The 17,032-nt window shown below is 68.6% G+C and carries 13 protein-coding genes; 7 read left to right on the top strand and 6 right to left on the bottom strand.

The genetic code is table 11. The features are described 5' to 3' along the window. Window positions 1–316: 316 nt before the first annotated feature. From secA to HNV26_RS33020, 6 genes are all read left to right on the top strand, one after another. Window positions 317–3,139, top strand: a complete 2,823-nt coding sequence (secA, locus tag HNV26_RS33045; RefSeq protein WP_171444883.1) for a preprotein translocase subunit SecA — start codon at window positions 317–319, stop codon at window positions 3,137–3,139. A 382-nt stretch (window positions 3,140–3,521) separates the two neighbouring features. Then, window positions 3,522–4,496: a 30S ribosomal protein S2 gene (gene rpsB / locus HNV26_RS33040; protein WP_141589136.1), complete on the top strand. Its 975-nt coding sequence runs from the start codon at window positions 3,522–3,524 to the stop codon at window positions 4,494–4,496. A 156-nt stretch (window positions 4,497–4,652) separates the two neighbouring features. Next, window positions 4,653–5,306: a translation elongation factor Ts gene (tsf, locus tag HNV26_RS33035; RefSeq protein ID WP_171444882.1), complete on the top strand. Its 654-nt coding sequence runs from the start codon at window positions 4,653–4,655 to the stop codon at window positions 5,304–5,306. A 216-nt stretch (window positions 5,307–5,522) separates the two neighbouring features. Beyond that, a complete protein-coding gene (pyrH, locus tag HNV26_RS33030) occupies window positions 5,523–6,275 on the top strand; it encodes a UMP kinase (RefSeq protein ID WP_090490000.1) in 753 nt (250 codons plus the stop codon). 38 nt (window positions 6,276–6,313) lie between these two features. Continuing rightward, window positions 6,314–6,871 (top strand): ribosome recycling factor, encoded by a 558-nt coding sequence (gene frr / locus HNV26_RS33025; protein WP_140865285.1) that lies wholly within the window; start codon window positions 6,314–6,316, stop codon window positions 6,869–6,871. Continuing rightward, entirely contained in the window at window positions 6,871–8,514 is a 1,644-nt protein-coding gene (locus tag HNV26_RS33020; RefSeq protein WP_171444881.1) for a diguanylate cyclase, read from the top strand. The genes frr and HNV26_RS33020 overlap by 1 nt, the downstream gene beginning before the upstream one ends. Here HNV26_RS33020 and cyaY read toward each other — a convergent pair. Together cyaY and HNV26_RS33010 are read right to left on the bottom strand one after the other, a co-directional pair. After that, the gene (gene cyaY / locus HNV26_RS33015) at window positions 8,502–8,834 is read right to left on the bottom strand and encodes an iron donor protein CyaY (RefSeq protein WP_171444880.1); all 333 of its coding nucleotides are present in this window, start codon (window positions 8,832–8,834) and stop codon (window positions 8,502–8,504) included. The two genes, HNV26_RS33020 and cyaY, sit on opposite strands and share 13 nt — an antisense overlap. Before the next feature lie 13 nt (window positions 8,835–8,847). Then, window positions 8,848–9,345: a SixA phosphatase family protein gene (locus HNV26_RS33010; protein WP_140865279.1), complete on the bottom strand. Its 498-nt coding sequence runs from the start codon at window positions 9,343–9,345 to the stop codon at window positions 8,848–8,850. Between the two features lie 189 nt (window positions 9,346–9,534). Here HNV26_RS33010 and HNV26_RS33005 point away from each other — a divergent pair, with 189 nt between their 5' ends. Next, on the top strand, window positions 9,535–10,200 hold the full coding sequence (locus HNV26_RS33005) for a hypothetical protein (protein ID WP_171444879.1): 666 nt from the start codon (window positions 9,535–9,537) through the stop codon (window positions 10,198–10,200). Window positions 10,201–10,222: 22 nt separating this feature from the next. On the opposite strand, the gene HNV26_RS33000 is transcribed toward HNV26_RS33005, so the two are convergent. The 4 genes from HNV26_RS33000 to HNV26_RS32985 all read right to left on the bottom strand — a co-directional run. Further along, window positions 10,223–14,002 (bottom strand): FAD-dependent oxidoreductase, encoded by a 3,780-nt coding sequence (locus tag HNV26_RS33000; protein ID WP_171444878.1) that lies wholly within the window; start codon window positions 14,000–14,002, stop codon window positions 10,223–10,225. Between the two features lie 160 nt (window positions 14,003–14,162). After that, the gene (locus tag HNV26_RS32995) at window positions 14,163–14,984 is read right to left on the bottom strand and encodes a dolichyl-phosphate beta-glucosyltransferase (protein ID WP_171444877.1); all 822 of its coding nucleotides are present in this window, start codon (window positions 14,982–14,984) and stop codon (window positions 14,163–14,165) included. Between the two features lie 101 nt (window positions 14,985–15,085). After that, window positions 15,086–15,850, bottom strand: coding sequence for a hypothetical protein (locus HNV26_RS32990; protein ID WP_171444876.1), 765 nt, complete (start codon window positions 15,848–15,850; stop codon window positions 15,086–15,088). Then, window positions 15,847–17,032 (bottom strand): glycosyltransferase family 4 protein (locus HNV26_RS32985; RefSeq protein WP_171452948.1); only part of this gene is annotated, 1,186 nt, incomplete at its 5' end. The genes HNV26_RS32985 and HNV26_RS32990, both read right to left, overlap by 4 nt.

The raw sequence follows: 17,032 nt of genomic DNA, 5'->3' as shown, positions 1-17,032 counted from the left end.
TGTGTATAAGAGACAGGTGCAAGGGTCTTGCCCCCGGGGGCAGGGCCCTGGCGGTTGGGCGGCGCTCCGGGGCGGCCCGGATGGCGGGAGGGAGGTCGTCGTGAAGGCCGGGAGGGGCCTCGGCGTTGATTTCGTGTGGGGGACATTGCGTGGGCTGGGTTCCGCTTTACTCTGAGCCGCTGCGTGGTGGGCGGCCTGCCGGGTGGAAGTTTCGGCGGACGCACGTGGTTTCCATACGTTTCTCCCTTACACCTCCAGGGATTTCCCTTCACTCGCCGCCGTCCTTCGAGGATTCTCCGGCGAGAGAGCCGACCGAATGATCGAATGGACGCTGAAGAAACTGATTGGGACCAAGAACGAGCGCGAGCTCAAGAAGGCCCACGCGAAGGTCGCCCGGGTCAATGAGCTGGAAACCCGCATGCGGGCCCTCAAGGACGAGGACTTCGTCTCCGAGACGAACCGCATGCGGCAGGAAATCCAGAACGGCCGTTCGCTGGACGACCTGCTCTTCGAGGCCTTTGCCATCACCCGTGAGGCGGCGCGCCGCGTCATCGGCCAGCGGCACTATGACGTGCAGCTCATTGGCGGCATGTTCCTCCACGAGGGCTGCATCGCGGAGATGCGCACCGGTGAAGGCAAGACGCTGACGGCGACGCTGCCCACCTACCTCAACGCGCTGTCCGGCCGGGGCGTGCACGTCGTCACGGTGAACGACTACCTGGCCCGCCGCGACGCGGAGTGGATGGGGCGCGTCTACCGCTTCCTGGGCATGACGACGGGCTGCGTGCTGCACGAGCTGAACGACAAGCAGCGGCAGGAGGCGTACCGCTCGGACATCACCTACGGGCAGAACAACGAGTTCGGCTTCGACTACCTGCGCGACAACATGAAGTTCCGCCTGCAGGACTACGTCCAGCGCGAGCTGAACTTCGCCATCGTCGACGAGGTGGACTCCATCCTCATCGACGAGGCCCGCACTCCGCTCATCATCTCCGGTCCCACCGAGGACAGCACCGACAAGTACTACCGGGTGGACCAGGTCATCCCCGGGCTGGTGCCAGACCAGGACTACACCCTGGACGAGAAGCACCGCTCCGTGTCGCTCACGGATGACGGCATCGAGAAGCTCCAGAAGCGGCTGGGTGTGGGCAACCTGTACGACCCGGGCGAAATCGAGATGCTGCACCACGTGGACCAGGCCCTGCGCGCGCACACGCTCTACAAGCGCGACAAGGACTACGTGGTGAAGGACGGCGAGGTCGTCATCGTCGACGAGTTCACCGGCCGCCAGATGCCGGGACGCCGCTGGTCGGACGGCCTCCACCAGGCCATCGAGGCCAAGGAAGGCGTGAAGATCGAGAACGAGAACCAGACGCTCGCGACCGTCTCGTTCCAGAACTACTTCCGCATGTACTCCAAGCTGGCCGGCATGACGGGCACGGCGGACACGGAGGCGGAGGAGTTCGCCAAGATCTACAACCTCGACGTGCGCGTCATCCCCACCAACCGTCCGCCCATCCGCAAGGACCTGCAGGACGTGGTGTACAAGACGGAGCGCGAGAAGTTCGAGGCGGTGGCGGCGGAGATCGAGGAGCTGCACAAGAACGGGCAGCCGGTGCTCGTGGGCACGGTGTCCATCGCCAAGAGCGAGGTGGTGGCCAGCTTCCTCAAGAAGCGCGGCATCCCGCACAACGTCCTCAACGCCAAGCAGCACCAGCGCGAGGCGGACATCGTCGCGCAGGCCGGCCGCAAGGGCGCCGTCACCATCTCCACCAACATGGCCGGCCGCGGAACGGACATCCTCCTGGGTGGTAACGCGGAGGTCCTGGCCAAGGCGTCCATGGGGCCGCCGCCCGAGCCGCCCACGTCGGCCCCGGACGGGCAGCCGCTGGACCTGACGGCCTACGAGGCGGAGCTCGCGGCCTGGGAGCAGAAGCTCGCCGACACCAAGACGAAGCTCGAGGAGCAGACGAAGAAGGAGCGCGAGGAGGTCCACAACGCCGGCGGCCTCTTCATCATCGGCACCGAGCGCCACGAGTCGCGCCGCGTGGACAACCAGCTGCGTGGCCGCGCGGGCCGCCAGGGTGACCCGGGTGGCAGCCGCTTCTTCCTGTCGCTCGAGGACGACCTGATGCGCATCTTCGGGTCCGAGCGCATCCAGGGCCTGATGGAGCGGCTGGGCATGGAGGAGGGCGAGGTCATCGAGCACGTGTGGCTGTCACGTGCCATCGAAGGCGCCCAGAAGCGGGTCGAAGGCCACAACTTCGACATCCGCAAGAACCTCCTCGAGTACGACGACGTGATGAACCAGCAGCGCCGCACCATCTACAAGCTGCGCCGCCAGGTGCTGGCCGCGGGCGCGGGCGTGCCGCTGGTGGAGTACGACGAGGATCCGAAGACGCGCATCAAGACGCGCTCCGAGCGGACCGTCAGCTGGGCGGACTTCCGCGAGCTGATTCTGGACTCGATGGAGGACGTCATCGTGTCCCTCACCGACACCTACGCGCCCACCCGGGGCGTGGAGGGCTGGGACATCGCCGCGCTCCAGCAGGGCGTGAAGGAGACCTTCAACCTCGAGATGAACTTCGAGGGCGTGGGCAACCGCGAGGAGCTCCAGGAGCACATCTACAAGGCGGCGGAGAAGGTCTTCCAGGCGCGCGAGGAGGAGTTCGGCGAGAACTTCATGCGCTTCCTCCAGTACAACTACCTGGCGACCATCGACCGGCTTTGGAAGGACCACCTGCTGGCCATGGACCACCTGCGCCAGGGTATCGGCCTGCGCGGCTACGGCCAGAAGGACCCGAAGCAGGAGTACAAGAAGGAGGGCTACCAGGGCTTCATCCAGATGCTCTCCGCCATCAAGGCGCAGTTCGTCACCCAGCTCATGCACGTGCAGCCCCGCTCCGCCTCCAGCGCGGCGGAAGAGGCCGCCCGCATCCAGCGCCAGCTCGCGCAGCAGCAGAAGAAGGCGGTGGAGGGACGCGCCACGGCGGACGGCAAGCTGGATGAGGGCTCGGTGGCCGCGGCGGCGCGTCCGGCGGCGGCCAGCAGGCCGGCGGTGGGCCGCAACGACCCCTGCCCCTGCGGCAGCGGCCGGAAGTACAAGAAGTGCCACGGTGCCTCGGAGGCCAGCGTCTAGGACGCGGGCTGACTGACAGGCTCCTCGTGGAAGACGCCGGCGCGGCGCCAACCCTCAGGGAAGGCACCGCGCCGGTGCTGTCCTGGCGGGGCGAAGGGGCCTCGCTGGGACGATAGGAGGGCGGGGGGGCGGCATGTGCCGCCCCTGCCCGGACGGGCGGTGCGGCGAAGCTTGCGCGGCCCGGAGGGGTTCTGTTAAGGACGCCCCGCCCCACGGTATGGGGTCGGGGGCAGTCGACCCCAGGCAGTACCCACTACACACACGCCCGTGCCGGTCGCCGGTGCTTCCGTGGGTGAGGGCCTCTCCTCGGAGAGGAACTCCTCTCGCGGTCGTTTCGGCCGGAAGGTTTGCTCGGGCGTGGCGGAACAACCGGAGAGACGACATGGAAACGCAGGACACGCAGACGCAGCAGCAGGCGATGGCCGCCGCCGGTGGCATCACGATGAGGCAGCTCCTGGAGGCCGGTGTTCACTTCGGCCACCAGACGAAGCGCTGGAACCCGAAGATGAAGCCGTTCATCTTCGGCGCCCGCAACGGCATCTACATCATCGACCTGCAGAAGACGGTCGTGATGGCCCGCTCGGCGTTCCGCTTCGTGGCGGACATCACCGCGCGCGGTGGCTCGGTGCTCTTCGTCGGCACCAAGAAGCAGGCGCAGGACGTGGTCCGCGAGGAGGCCTCGCGCGCCGGTCAGTTCTTCGTCACCAGCCGCTGGCTGGGTGGCACGCTGACCAACTTCAAGACCATCAAGCAGGGCATCGACCGCCTGAAGACGCTGGAGAAGATGGCCGAGGACGGCACCTTCGAGCGCCTGCCCAAGAAGGAAGTCGCCCAGCTCGAGCGTGAGCGCGAGAAGCTGGAGAAGAACCTGGGCGGCGTGAAGGAGATGTCGAAGCTGCCCCGCTGCGTCTTCGTCATCGACCCGAAGAAGGAGCACATCGCCATCCACGAGGCGGGCCGCCTGGGCATCCCGGTCATCGGCCTGGTGGACACCAACTGCGATCCGGACGGCATCGACTTCGTCATCCCCGGCAACGACGACGCCATCCGCTCCATCAAGCTGTTCACCTCCAAGATCGCCGAGGCCTGCCTCGAGGGCGCCGCGCGTTACCGCGCCTCGGGCGCCGCCGAGCGCGACGAGCAGGAGGAGCGCGAGGGCCGTGACGACCGTGGCGACCGCCGCGATGACCGCCGTGGCCCGCGCCGCGGTGACCGCCGCGACGACCGTCGCGACCGGGGTGGTGACCGTGGCGGCGACCGCCGTGGCCCCCTCGTTGAGATGAAGGGCGCGGCCCCTGTCGCGTCCACCGAGCCGGCCGCCGAGGCCGCTCCCGAGGGTGAGGCGGCGGCCGAGTAGCCGTCCCTTCCTCACGTCAGTGCCGAAGCGGCCGGGTGGCATCAGTTCGCCAGCTCCCCGGCCGCCTCTGTTTCCCTGGTGTCGCAGTATCCCCTTGAACTTACAATGCTCCGCCCGGCGCAGTGCGCCTTGGATTGGCGGAGGCAGGAGACGACGATGGCCGAAGTTAGCGCCCAGATGGTGAAGGAGCTCCGCGAGCGGACCAACGCGGGCATGATGGACTGCAAGAAGGCGCTCGCCGAGTCGGGTGGCGACTTCGCCAAGGCCGAGGAGTGGCTGCGCAAGAAGGGCATCGCCAAGGCCGCTGGCAAGGAAGGCCGCGTTGCCTCCGAAGGCGTCATCGGCACCTACGTCCACAGCGGCCGCATCGGCGTCATCGTCGAGGTGAACTGCGAGACGGACTTCGTCGCTCGCAACCCCGACTTCCAGGACCTGGTGAAGGACGTGGCCATGCAGATTGCCGCGGCCGGCCCCAAGTTCGTCCGTCGTGAGGAGGTCCCCACGGACAACCTGGACAAGGAGAAGGACATCCAGCGCGAGCTCCTCAAGCAGCAGGGCAAGCCTGAGGCGATGCTGGAGAAGATCCTCGTCGGGAAGATGGAGAAGTACTACGAGGGCGTGTGCCTCGTGGACCAGCTCTGGGTGAAGGACGACAAGAAGAAGGTCGGCGAGATGATCTCCGAGCGCGCCGCGAAGATTGGCGAGAAGGTCTCCGTGCGCCGCTTCGTCCGCTACGAGCTGGGTGAGGGCATCGAGAAGAAGAAGGACGACCTCGCCGCCGAAGTCGCCAAGACGCTGGGCCAGGCGTAAGGCCTCCGCGGTCCCCGCGGGGCCGCGAGCCTGGACGCAGGGCTGACAAGGGCCGCGCGCGCCGGAAACACCCCTTACGGGGCGTCCGGGCGACGCGGCCCTCGCTTTTGCGGGTCTGATTGGCCCCTCCCCGTGCGACCGCCAGCGGACGATGTAGGGCCGCCCACCGACTCCAGCGTTGATCCCTCGCGGAGCGGGGGATAGAAGCGGTGGCGCATGTCCTCCGACACGAAGAAGCCGCTCCCGTATCAGCGCATTCTCCTCAAGCTCTCGGGCGAGGCCCTGATGGGGGAGGGGAAGTACGGCATCCATCCGCCGACGCTGATGGGCATCGCCGAGGAAGTCATCGAGTTGGCGCAGGCCGGCGTGGAGGTCGCGCTGGTGATTGGCGGCGGCAACATCTTTCGGGGCGTCGCGGGCGCCACGGAGGGCATGGACCGCGCCAGCGCCGACTACATGGGCATGCTGGCCACCTGCATCAACTCCATGGCCATGCAGGACGCGCTGGAGAAGAAGGGGCTGCACACGCGCGTGCTGTCCGCCATCAAGATGGAGCAGATTGCCGAGCCGTACATCCGCCGGCGCGCCGTGCGCCACCTGGAGAAGGGCCGCGTGGTGATTTTCGCGGCGGGCACCGGCAACCCTTACTTCACCACCGACACCGCCGCCTCCCTGCGCGCCATGGAAATCAACGCGCAGGTCATCCTGAAGGCAACCAAGGTGGACGGGGTGTACAGCGCGGACCCGAAGAAGGACCCCACCGCACGGCGCTATCGGTCGCTGACTTACATGGACGTGTTGAAGCAGAATCTCAACGTCATGGACTCCACGGCCATCTCGCTGTGCATGGACAACAAGCTGCCCATCATCGTGTTCGACCTGACGCAGCGGGGCAACATCCGCCGCGCGGTGCTGGGTGACGGGGACATTGGTACGTTGGTGGGTGGCAGCGAGACGGTCTGGGCCTGAGTCCCGACCTGCCGGCAAGCACTCAAGGAGAGAACGCAATGAGTGGAGACGTCGTCGCCGAATTGAAGGGCCGTATCGACAAGTCGCTCGAGGGCCTGCGCACGGACCTGACGAGGGTCCGCACGGGCCGCGCCAGCATCGCCATCCTGGATGGTGTCCGGGTGGACTACTACGGCACGCCGACGCCGCTGTCGGGCGTGGCCAGCGTGAACGCGCCCGAGCCCCGGCTCATCACCATCAAGCCGTGGGAGAAGAGCGTCCTCAAGGAGATCGAGAAGGCGCTGCGCGAGGCGAACCTGGGCATCAACCCGATGAACGACGGCGAGATGATTCGCCTGCCCTTCCCGCCGCTCACCGAAGAGCGCCGCAAGGACATCGCCAAGCAGGTGAAGACCAAGGGCGAGGAGTTCAAGGTCACCATCCGCAACCTCCGCCGCGACGCGAACGAAGCGCTGAAGACGCAGCTGAAGGACAAGAAGATCACCGAGGACGACCACAAGCGAATCACCGAGGTCGTGCAGAAGCAGACCGACGCGGGCATCACGCAGGTGGATGAAATCGTGAAGAAGAAGGAGAAGGAGGTCATGGAGGTTTGATGTCCTCCATCGTCCTCGCCGAGCCCTCCGCACCGGTGGCGGGCGTTCTGCGCCGCTATCTCGAATCCGCCGGTCATGAAGTGTCCTGGGTGAGCAGCGTCGACGAGGCGCTGCGCACGGTGAGGGGACGAATGCCCACCGTCCTGCTGGCGTCCGGAACGGGCGCCCTGGACGGTGAGGCGCTGTGCCGAAGCATGCGGGCCGAGGGCCTCGCCGCGCCGGTGTTGCTGTTGTATTCGCCGGACGAGGAGCAGGCGGACGCGCGGGCCGCCCAGGCGGGCGCGGACGGGTGCTTGGTGGGGCCGCTGAAGCGCCCCACGGTGTTGACGTGCGTGTCCCTGCTTGTCCAGCGCGAGGAGGCGCTGCGGCGGGTGGGGGCCTTGGGCGCACGGCCGCCGCCACCCCCGTTCGATGGGGCGTCCGCGGGTGAGCCCCCTTCGCTTCCGGGCGTGTTGGGCGGGCGGATGGTTCCGCCGCCTCCGCCGCTCGACGGCGTGGATGCACCTGTCGACAGCGTGGATGGGCATGGAGTGCCCCCTCTGCCGCCGTTCGACGAAGAGGCGCCGGAAGCGGAGCGCGCCCAGGCGCGGGTGGTGCCGCCGCCGCGCGAGGCGGATGCGCCGTTCTCCGAGGGCCGTGGCGCGAGTTCCGCGTCACTGCCCCCTGAACTGGACGAAGAGCCCATCACGTCACCATCCTCCGAGGCAGGCAGCACGGCCCCGGATGCGGGCGCGGCACCTGCTTCGGCCACGGCGGAGACGCAGGCTTCCGAGGAAGACGACCTTCCGCTGCTCCACGCGGAGCCAGAGGCCGACGAGCCGGATGCCGCTGGGCCAGCGTCCGAGGACGGGTCCGAGGCCACGGAGGCCGTCGCTGCGTCAGGAGCCAGTCCCGAGTCGTCGTCCGCGCAGACGTCTCCGCCCGAGGCCCCGGCTATTTGGTCGGCGAAGCCCGCGGACTCGGGGGCCGCATCGACGAGCGCGTCTGACGCCGCCACCGCGAGCCCCGCGACACCGGCGGCCAGCGCTCAGCCTCCCTCGGTGGGTGCCCGGCACTCCGGCGCCTTCCCCGCGCTCGCCCCTACGCCTGTTCCAGGCGGCAGCCGCATCAGCCGGTCCGACCTGGCGGTGGTCGGCTCCTCTCCGGACTTCGAGTTCCTCAAGCGGCTGATGTTGATGGAGGTGAAGCGCAGCCGGCGCTACCGCTACCCCATCGCCGTGCTGCTGGTGGACATCGACAAGTTCGCGGAGAAAGCCGCGCCCCTCGCCCCCGCCGCGCGGAAGCTCGCGCTCGCCGAGGCCCTGGGGCTGCTGGTGTCCGGAGTGCGCGACATCGACGTCGCCGTGCCCTTCGCGGACAGCCGCTTCGTCGTCTTCCTGCCGCACACGCCGCGCTCCGGCGCGCTGGTGGTGGGGCAGCGCCTGCGCGAGCTCATCAAGTCCCTGACGGCCTACGAGGGCGCCAGCGCCTCCGTGGGCGTCGCCGTCTCCGAGCCCCCGCCTGGCCGTGGACCCGTGGCGGGCGCCCTGTCCCAGGTCAGCTTCGGCAGCCTCCTCAAAGAGGCTGGGGAAGCCCTGCGTCGCGCTCAGGCCGCGGGTGGGGACTGGGTGGAGGCCGCGAGCGGCAGGACTCAGCCGGGATAGACGAAGTCCGCCCCGGTGATGCCGCGGACGACGTCCGCGACGAACGACATCAACTCCATGCCCCGGCCCTTGTCGTCCTTCCAGGTGCCGGTGGCCGCGTCGTAGTCGAAGTGGATGCCCTGGCCTCGGCCCGCCACCCAGATCTGCCGCACGGCGCGCTGGGTGTTGACGATGCACTTCTCCCGCGAGGCCGCGGTGAGCGTCACCATGTCGCCGGTGCTGTCGGCTTCCAGGATGTCGGGGTCGATGGTGTCCGCCGCGGCGAGGATGCGCTTGAACGCGGCGGAGACCAACTGGTTGTAGCGAGCTTCGTCCATCATGGCCGCAATGGCCTCACTGGATGATGTCGAGCACCTGCTGACCCGGGGCGGCGTAGAACAGGAACTTGAACGCCGGCGAAGACTCCCCCTCCACGCGCTCCAGGCCGATGACGGTGCCCGGGTTGACGGGCTTGGGGAAGGACTGCATGCCGAGCAGATGGGCCGCCAAGGCGCCCATGGACGGCTGGTGCCCCACGAGGACGAGGTTCTCGTCCGCGTACTCGTTGAGCACCGGCTCCACCGCGCCCACGGGCATGTCGGGCAGCAGGCAGCGATGCACCTTCAGCGGGCCTTCGAACCTGGCGGAGATGGATAGAATCTGCGCCGTCTGCACCGTGCGAACCAGCGGGCTGGTCAGGATGCGCCCCACGGGACCGATGCGCTCGGTCAGCGACGCGAAGTGCTGGGCGGTGCTGGTGCGGGACTTCGCGGTGAGGGCGCGCGCCTCGTCACCGAGACCCTCGGGGATCTCCGCGTCCGCATCCGCGTGCCTAACCAGGAAAAGCCTCAAATTCCCTCCACCGCTTTCGACAGAACCGCGGTTCGTACACGAGCGCGGCAGGGTTGGTCAAAGGTAATGCGGCGATTGTTCAGTGGCCGGAACAACCCCACCGTGACAGACAGAGGCGGGACGCCTCTCACCGCCCAGGTTGCTGGAGCATACATGAGGGGCTGACATGTCTTGTCTGGAGGAAAGCGCGTGCGCAAGGTGCTGTGGGGACTGTGGGTGCTCGTGGCCTTCTCGGCCTGCAAGAAACCCGAGGACGCTTCCGGGCCGCCCGCGGGGGCGGTGGGTGAGCAGGCCCCCGGCGCTCCCGACGGTGTGGTGGAGGCAGGCCCCTACACGGTGACGAAGGAGAAGCTGGACGCGTACGTCGGCTATCAGCGGCGGATGTTGGAGGTGTACGGCTCGCTCATGAAGGGCCTGCAGAACCTGGGGGCGCTGGTGGACGCCGGCACCCCAGAGGCCATGGCCGCCGCGCGCGAGGGCTTGAAGGTGGTGGAGGCCAAGGCCAAGGCGGAGGCCGAGGCGCGCCGCGAGGCACAGCTCTCCGAGGCGGACGTCAACGGCATCGCGGAGGTCGTCACCGCCGTCGTCAGCCAGCGGCAGCTGGGGCGCACGCTCCAATACGAAGAGGAGCTGAAGAAGCTGGAGGCGCTCCAGGCGAAGCTGCCGCCCGAGCAGCAACAGGGCATGGCGCCCCAGGTGGCGTCGATGCGCGCCCAGGTGGAGGCCTTCCAGACGCTGGCCGATGCCCGCCGCGACTACGGCGATGCGAACATCGACGTAGTCCTGACGCGCGAGGAAGACCTCATCCAGAACTACCAGGAGATGATTCGCGTCTTCACCGGCACACGCCGGTGAAGACGGGCCCCGCCTTCTCCCCTCAGACGCGCTTGAGGTGGGGGGCCTGCTTGAAGAGCTGCTCCAGGTAGACGTCGGCGACCTTCTCCATGACGGTGTTGCCGCGCAGGCGCTGCCGGAGGTTGACGAAGTCCACCTGGTCCAGCCGCTGGTCCTGGTTGTAGCAGGAGAACACCCACGTCTCCTTGCCCGTCACCGGGTCCACGTGCCGCTGGAGGCACTGGGCGCAGATCTCCTTCATCATGCACTGCATCGGCGAGTTGATGGAGCCGATGGCCTCATGTCCCGGCTTGAGGTGCGGCTGGAGCACGCCGTGCCGCGCCTCGGCCACCGCGCGCATCATTCCGTCCGAGCCGATGGCGATGATGCGGTCCACGTCCGCCAGGGAGATGACGGGGGCGGGGCCCAGCTTGCCCTCCGCGTAGGCCACCATCGCCTGCACCACGTTGCCTCGGAACGCCGCGTCCTGTGGCCGGCGCGCCTCAATCATGTCCCCGGTGTCCACGGACCACACAATCTGGTCCGTGCCGGCCTCGATTTCGTCGTGCTTGAAGGAGTCCGACTTCTGCCGGTAGCCGGCGAAGTACACGACGCGGCAGCCGGCCGCCTTGAGCGAGCGGGCGATGGAGAAGAGCACCGCGTTGCCCAGGCCGCCTCCCACGAGCACCACCGTCTCGTTGTGGCCAATCTCCGTGGGCGCGCCGGTGGGGCCCATGAGCACCACGGGCTCACCGGGCTTGAGCGCGGCGCACAGGCGCGAGGACGAGCCCATCTCCAGCACGATGGTGCCCATCAGCCCCTTCTCCTTGTCCACCCAGGCGCCGGTGAGGGCCAGGCCCTCCATGGTGAGGCGCACGCCGTCCACCACGGGGGCGTTCCGCTCGAAGTTCTGCAGCCGGTAGAACTGGCCGGGGGAGAAGTGGCTGGCCGCGAAGGGCGCGCGCACCACCACCTCGACGATGGTCGGCGTCAGCCGGTTGACGGCCACCACGGTGGCGGTGAACGCCTCGTCCAGCCTGGCGAAGTGCGCGGCGCGCCGCGCGTCACGCGCCGCCTGGGCCACCTCGTCGGTGAAGTCGAGCGCGGCCACTTCCTTGGCGTACAGCCGCGCCACCTGCGGGTGGCCGTCCTTCGCGCTGGCCATGGCCTTCACCACGTTGCCCGCGTAGGTCGGGTGGTTGTCGCCGTAGAAGGAGATGAAGCGGCCGTCCTTCTGGTACGAGGTGAAGAACCCCGTCTTCGCGGCCGGGTCCTCCTTCGCCTTCACGGGCGCCAGCGAGAAGCCGTCTTCGGCGTCCACCAGCTCGTGGCTCTGGAAGTACTCGCCGCGCGCGTCGAGTTGGAAGGTGCCCGGGTATTCCTTCTCGTACGTGACGTTGGGGGACGTGCCGGCGGCGACGCACACCGTGCGCGCGGGCAGCTCGAAGAACTGGCCGCTGCCCTTGAGCTTGCCGTCCACCGTCACCATGCGCTCGAAGCGCAGCGCGCGCACCGCGCCAGAGGCGTCCGGCAGGGCCTCCACCGGGCTCATGCGCTCGATGAAGCGGATGCCTTCCTCCAGCGCCTTCGTCACTTCCTCGTGGTTGAGGCGGTAGGCGGGGGACTCGGTGAGGCTGCGGCGGTAGACGAGGCTGACGCCGCCCCACGCGCGCACCAGCTTGATGAAGTCCGGGTCGCGGCCCAGGGCCTTCGCCTTCTGGCGCTCCTCGCGCACGGCGCGGCCATGCTCCAGGAACGTCTGGTAGGTGGCGCGCTCCTCCGCGTCGAGGCGGGCCAGCACGGCCTCCTCGCCCACCTGGGACACCAGCTTCTCGTGGCGGGCGAGCGCCTTCTCCACCTGCACCGGGTAGTACGCCATCAGCTCCGTGGCGGTGTCGATGCCGGTGAGGCCACCGCCGATGACGATGGCGGGCAGCTGCACCTGGAGGTTCGCCAGCGAGTCCTTCTTGAACGCGCCGGTGAGCTGGAGCGCCATCAGGAAGTCACTGGCCTTGCGGATGCCCCGGATGAGGTTGTTCTTCATCCCGATGAGGGTCGGGCGGCCCGCGCCAGCGGCGATGGCGATGTGGTCGAAGCCCAGCGCCCACGCGTCCTCCACCGTGAGGGTGCCGCCGAAGCGCACGCCGCCGTGGATGCGGAAGCTCTCCCGGCGCGCCAGCGTGAGGTGGATGAGCGTGAGGAAGTTCTTGTCCCAGCGCACGGTGATTCCGTACTCGGACACGCCGCCAAAGCCCTCCAGGATGCGCTCGTCCAACTCGCTGGTGAGCGCGGACCAGTCGCGGATGGGCTGGAGCGAGTGGCCATTGCGGCCCACGAGCGCGTCAGGGAAGGGCTCAATCTTGAGGCCGTCCACGCCGGTGACGCCGAAGCCCTCGTTGAGGAGGTAGTGCGACAGCGTGTAGCCGGCGGGGCCCAGCCCCACCACCAGCACGTTGCGGCCCACGTAGGGCAGCGCGTACGGGCGGCGGACGTTGAGCGGGTTCCACCGCGTGAGCAGGCCGTAGATTTCGAAGCCCCACGGCAGGTTCAGCACGTCCGTGAGCGTGGCGGTCTCCGCCAGGGGGATGTTCACCGGCTCCTGCTTCTGGAAGATGCAGGCCTTCATGCAGTCATTGCAGATGCGGTGGCCGGTGCCCGGGCACATCGGGTTGTCGAGCGTCACCATGGCCAGCGCGGCCACGGAGTTGCCTTCACGCTTGAGCAGGTGCGCCTCGGAGATGCGCTCGTCGAGCGGGCACCCGTTGAGGGGGATGCCCAGCGGGTTCTTCTTGTAGTGGTGCCCCTCGGCCACCGGGTCCTTGGCGGGGAAGCCCTTGGTGCACGAGTCCTTCTGCCGCTCGTGGCAGAGCACGCAGTAGTCCACCTCGTTCATCACGTCGCGCGAGGTGCCCCGGCGGTCGGTGAGCTTGAAGCCGTCGCGGTGGCGGAGGTGGTGTTCCAGGCCCTCGGTGGCCTCGGGCAGCTCGTTGTCCGGACGCTGGAGCTGGACGAGCTGGTCGAACACCAGCGGCTTGGGAATCCGGTGGGTGGGCCAGGCGTGGAAGAGGTCCTTCGTCTCCGGATGCAGCGCCCGCGCGTACGTCCAACGGTCCGCCAGCGACAGCAGCGCGCGCACGGACTGGAGCTCCGCGGCGTCATCGCCCTGCGTGACGAGGCTGGAGCCGAAGGCATCCTTGCCTTCGGGCGTGGACAGCAGCACCTCGCGCAGCGCGGACCAGCGGGCGCGCAGGGCCTCCGCCTCGGCCTGACGCTCGGCGGGCAGCGCGTTGGAGAACAGTCGCTCCAGGTCCATCAGCGAGAGGACGGATTCCGCCAGACCCCGCTCCAGGTCCCCGGTGGCCAGCGCCTCCGGGAAGCCCAGCTGGAGCATCAGCCGCATGCGCGCGTCCAGCGAGGGGAACTCCGCCAGCGCCGGGCGGTCCGCGGCGCCCTTCTTGAAGACGCGGCGGGTGATGAACTCGCGCTTGAAGTCGAAGAGCGGCAGCTCGCCCTTGAGGCGGCCGGACAGGCGCTCCAGTTCCTGCTCCACTCGGAAGAGGCGCGTGACGAAGCGAGACACGTGGCGCGAGACGCGGACGAGCAGGTCCGATTCCGCGGCGCCGCTGACGCTCGTACCGCCAGACTGGCGGTATGCGTCGAAGGTCTGGAAGAGCTCGGGCTCATCCTCGGTGAGCTGTGCGTCGAAGCGCTCCGCCAGCCGGCGCAGACCAGCGGGACGATACAAGTCCTCGAAGACGAAGCCCGGCAGGCCCAGGGTCAGAGGAGGGGTGGGGTCGGAGGGCAGGTCGGTCAAGGCGCGCATGTCACGAACAGTGTGGGAGGAACCTGGAGAAACGGCTTCCAAGCGGGACCTATTTCGCGGTGTGCCGTCCGGAAATCAAGCGGGCTTGTCACTGGAGGTGAGGGCCCGCGTCGCCATGCAGGCAGGGCGGGGCTGCACGCCTACACAGTGACGCTCCTGCCTACCGCTGGGCGTGTGGCCCGCCTTCGGGCAACGCGTCACGGTGGGTAGGAAGGGACACAAGCTCCAGTCGCCGACGCAGCTGCAGCAGCCCCCAGAACATGCGCGCCGCGTCGAGCCCTGGGATGACCTTGGAACCTCCGAAGTCCTCCCAGTCGATGGGGACCTCCAGGAAGCGCGCGCCCTGGCGCTTCAGCAGCACCAGCAACTCCACGTCCAGCAGCCAGCGCTGCTCCTGGAGCACGTCCAGGAGCGGTCGCAGGATGTCCGCGCGGAAGAACTTCACCCCACACTGCGTGTCGTAGAAGTGGAGTTTGAAGTTCGCATCCGTGAGCGTGGCGAAGATGCGGCCCTGCAGGTGGCGGTGGAGGCTGCGCACGACCCGGCGTCCGGCCATGAGGATGCGTGAGCCGGCCAGCACGTCCAGGTTCTGCGCCAACTCCGAGGCGCTCAGCACCACCAACCGGTGGAACTCCTCGGCGCTGATGGCGCCATCCGCGTCCAGGAAGGCCAGCCACGTGACGCCCGCTGACGCGTGACGCCAGCCGAGCCGGATGGCCGAGCCCTTTCCCTGGTTGCGAGGCGCCGCCACGTAGGTGAACTGGTGTCGCGTCCCCGCGGTGGCGAGGCGAGCCTGGGCCGCCTCGACGCTGGCGCGCTGAAGTTCGGCCTGCTTGGGCGCGCTGCCATCGTCGACGACGACGAACTCCACCGGCGGGGCGCTCCGCTCGAGGAACACGCGCGTGAGCTCCGCGACGAAGCGTGGCAGCCGCTGGCCCTCGTTGTAGGCGGGGATGACGACGCTGACGAAGGGCGCAGGCACGTTTTCGGTTGAGCACAGGTGCGGATGGGCCGTCAATGCAAGGTGTCGGCCTGTTCAGGAGGTCCGGGGCGGGCGCCGTGCCCCTCATCAGGGGGGAGGCTTCAACGGGACTTCTTGTTACGGCGCTTCTTCTGGCCGGAGGCGCTCCGGCGCGGCGAAGCCTCCGTTGAGGGCTGTGCAGGCGCGGAAGGCGCGGCCTTCTTCGCACGGACCGTCTTGCCGGTGACCGGCTCGCCCGTGGCCGGCGCACGAGGCACCGAGGGTGAATCCACTTCCGTAGAAGCCTCGTTCACCGGCTGCTTCGGCCGAGCTGGCTGCCGTGACTGGGCCTTGGGGGCACGCGGCTTGGGCAGCACGGTGTCTACGCCTGGGGCCGTCGTGGAGACCGGCGCGGTCGGCGGCTGCGCCACGGCGGCCGGCGTCGCTGCGGGCTCTCGTTCTTGCTGCGGCACCGCTGCATCGGAAGCCGCGGGGACTGGCCTCGCTCGGAGTGCCTCCACCTCGCGACGCAGCCGGAGTACCTCGGCGGACAGCTGCGCGTAGGAGTCGCGCACGTGTCCGTTGAACACGCGCTGCCTGCCGAGCGCTTCGTTGATGAACACCTGGCACGACTTGCGGAATGCCCACTTGGCCAGCAGGACGACTTGTCCCACGCCACCCCGGTGGGTGTGCAGGGGGAGGGCGCGCGTGGCGTCCGCGTACTCCTCCAGCGCATGCAGGTTGAAGGTCAGCGGCTCCACCCGGGGCTCCACGCCTTCGGGCGGCAGCTCCACTTCCTCGGAGGTGGGGAGGCCGCGCGTGCGCAGGCGCTCCTCGATGCGGGCTATCAGCTCCCGCGCGGGGATGTCCCGTCCCAGTAACTTCATTGGCGCTTCTCCTCGAGGATGCGTTGCATTTCTTCCCGGTAGGCCGCCACCACCTGCGGCCAGCCCTGCTTCTTCACGTACGCCAGGCCCCGCTTGCCCATGGGCCCACGCTCCGAGCCCACCTCGCGCAGGCCCTGGATGAACGACTCCAGGTCCGTGTACGCGCGGCCCGCGCCGCTGCGCTCCACCTGTCCCACCAGCACGTCCGAGCGCCCGTTCACGAGCACGGGCGTGCCCTGGGCGAAGGACTCCAGCGTCAGCAGCGACAGGCTCTCGTAGCGGGACGGCACCACCACCGCCAACGCCCCCGCCAGCGCGTCGTGTTTGTCCTGCTCGTCGATGCGGCCCAGATAGCGCACGCCCTCGCCGGACAGCTCCATGTTGGTGTCGCCCGCGAGCACCAGGTCCGGCGCGTCCTCGAACCGGTTCTTCAGGGCCTGGTGGTACTCGAGCAGCTCCGGCACGCCTTTGCCCGGCTCCTGACGGCCGATGTAGAGCAGGTAGTGCCGGTGGATGCCGTGCTTCTCCTTGAATCGCGCACCATCCGCCCGAGGCCGGTCCACGCCCACGCCCACCACCCGCGTGGGGGCGTGATTCGGGAAATACTTCTCGATGAGCGTGTGCTCCTCCGGCGTGAGGCAGAGCAGGGCGCGCGGGCGTTCGAAGACGTCCCGATACACACCGAAGCGGACGGGGGCCTCATCATGTGTGGTGGGCACCAGCAGGGCCCGGTCCGCCACCAGCGGCAATCCCCACACCGTGGGCGCGTAGAGGTAGGTGAAGAAGAGATAGCCGTCGTAGGCGTCGCGCTCGGTGGCCAGGTGGTGCAGCAGGCCGGGACACATGGGGCCCTGCTCGGCCACCCACTGCTCCTCGCGCAGCCGCTCGTTGCTCTTGTCGAACACCTGCCGCGACAGGCCATTGAAGCCTCGGATGTTGCGCACCCGCGTGGACGGGAAGCGCAACACCTTGATGCCGTCCACGACGTCGGGGCCGGGCGGAAACGCGTTGTCCCACACGAGGTGGTTCTTCGCGCAGGTCGTCAGCACGGTGAGGTCCCAGTGCGGAGCCAGGTGCTCGGCCATCTGCGCGGCGAGCTTCTCCGCGCCGCCCGTCACCTCCCCGTAGCGCTGCACCACCACCGCCACCCGGGGACGCTCGGGGGGCTTCCGGGGCTTCGTG

The organism is Myxococcus xanthus (assembly GCF_013116825.1).
In the GTDB taxonomy this organism is placed as follows: Bacteria; Myxococcota; Myxococcia; order Myxococcales; family Myxococcaceae; genus Myxococcus; species Myxococcus xanthus_B.
This window is presented reverse-complemented; position numbering and strand designations above follow the sequence as displayed.

What these genes read in the sequence shown, in the direction of transcription:
- secA (WP_171444883.1), top strand. Translation starts at nt 317, where the DNA reads ATGATCGAATGGACGCTGAAGAAACTGATTGGGACCAAGAACGAGCGC.
- rpsB (WP_141589136.1), top strand. Translation starts at nt 3,522, where the DNA reads ATGGAAACGCAGGACACGCAGACGCAGCAGCAGGCGATGGCCGCCGCC.
- tsf (WP_171444882.1), top strand. Translation starts at nt 4,653, where the DNA reads ATGGCCGAAGTTAGCGCCCAGATGGTGAAGGAGCTCCGCGAGCGGACC.
- pyrH (WP_090490000.1), top strand. Translation starts at nt 5,523, where the DNA reads ATGTCCTCCGACACGAAGAAGCCGCTCCCGTATCAGCGCATTCTCCTC.
- frr (WP_140865285.1), top strand. Translation starts at nt 6,314, where the DNA reads ATGAGTGGAGACGTCGTCGCCGAATTGAAGGGCCGTATCGACAAGTCG.
- HNV26_RS33020 (WP_171444881.1), top strand. Translation starts at nt 6,871, where the DNA reads ATGTCCTCCATCGTCCTCGCCGAGCCCTCCGCACCGGTGGCGGGCGTT.
- cyaY (WP_171444880.1), bottom strand. Translation starts at nt 8,834, where the DNA reads ATGATGGACGAAGCTCGCTACAACCAGTTGGTCTCCGCCGCGTTCAAG.
- HNV26_RS33000 (WP_171444878.1), bottom strand. Translation starts at nt 14,002, where the DNA reads ATGCGCGCCTTGACCGACCTGCCCTCCGACCCCACCCCTCCTCTGACC.
- HNV26_RS32990 (WP_171444876.1), bottom strand. Translation starts at nt 15,850, where the DNA reads ATGAAGTTACTGGGACGGGACATCCCCGCGCGGGAGCTGATAGCCCGC.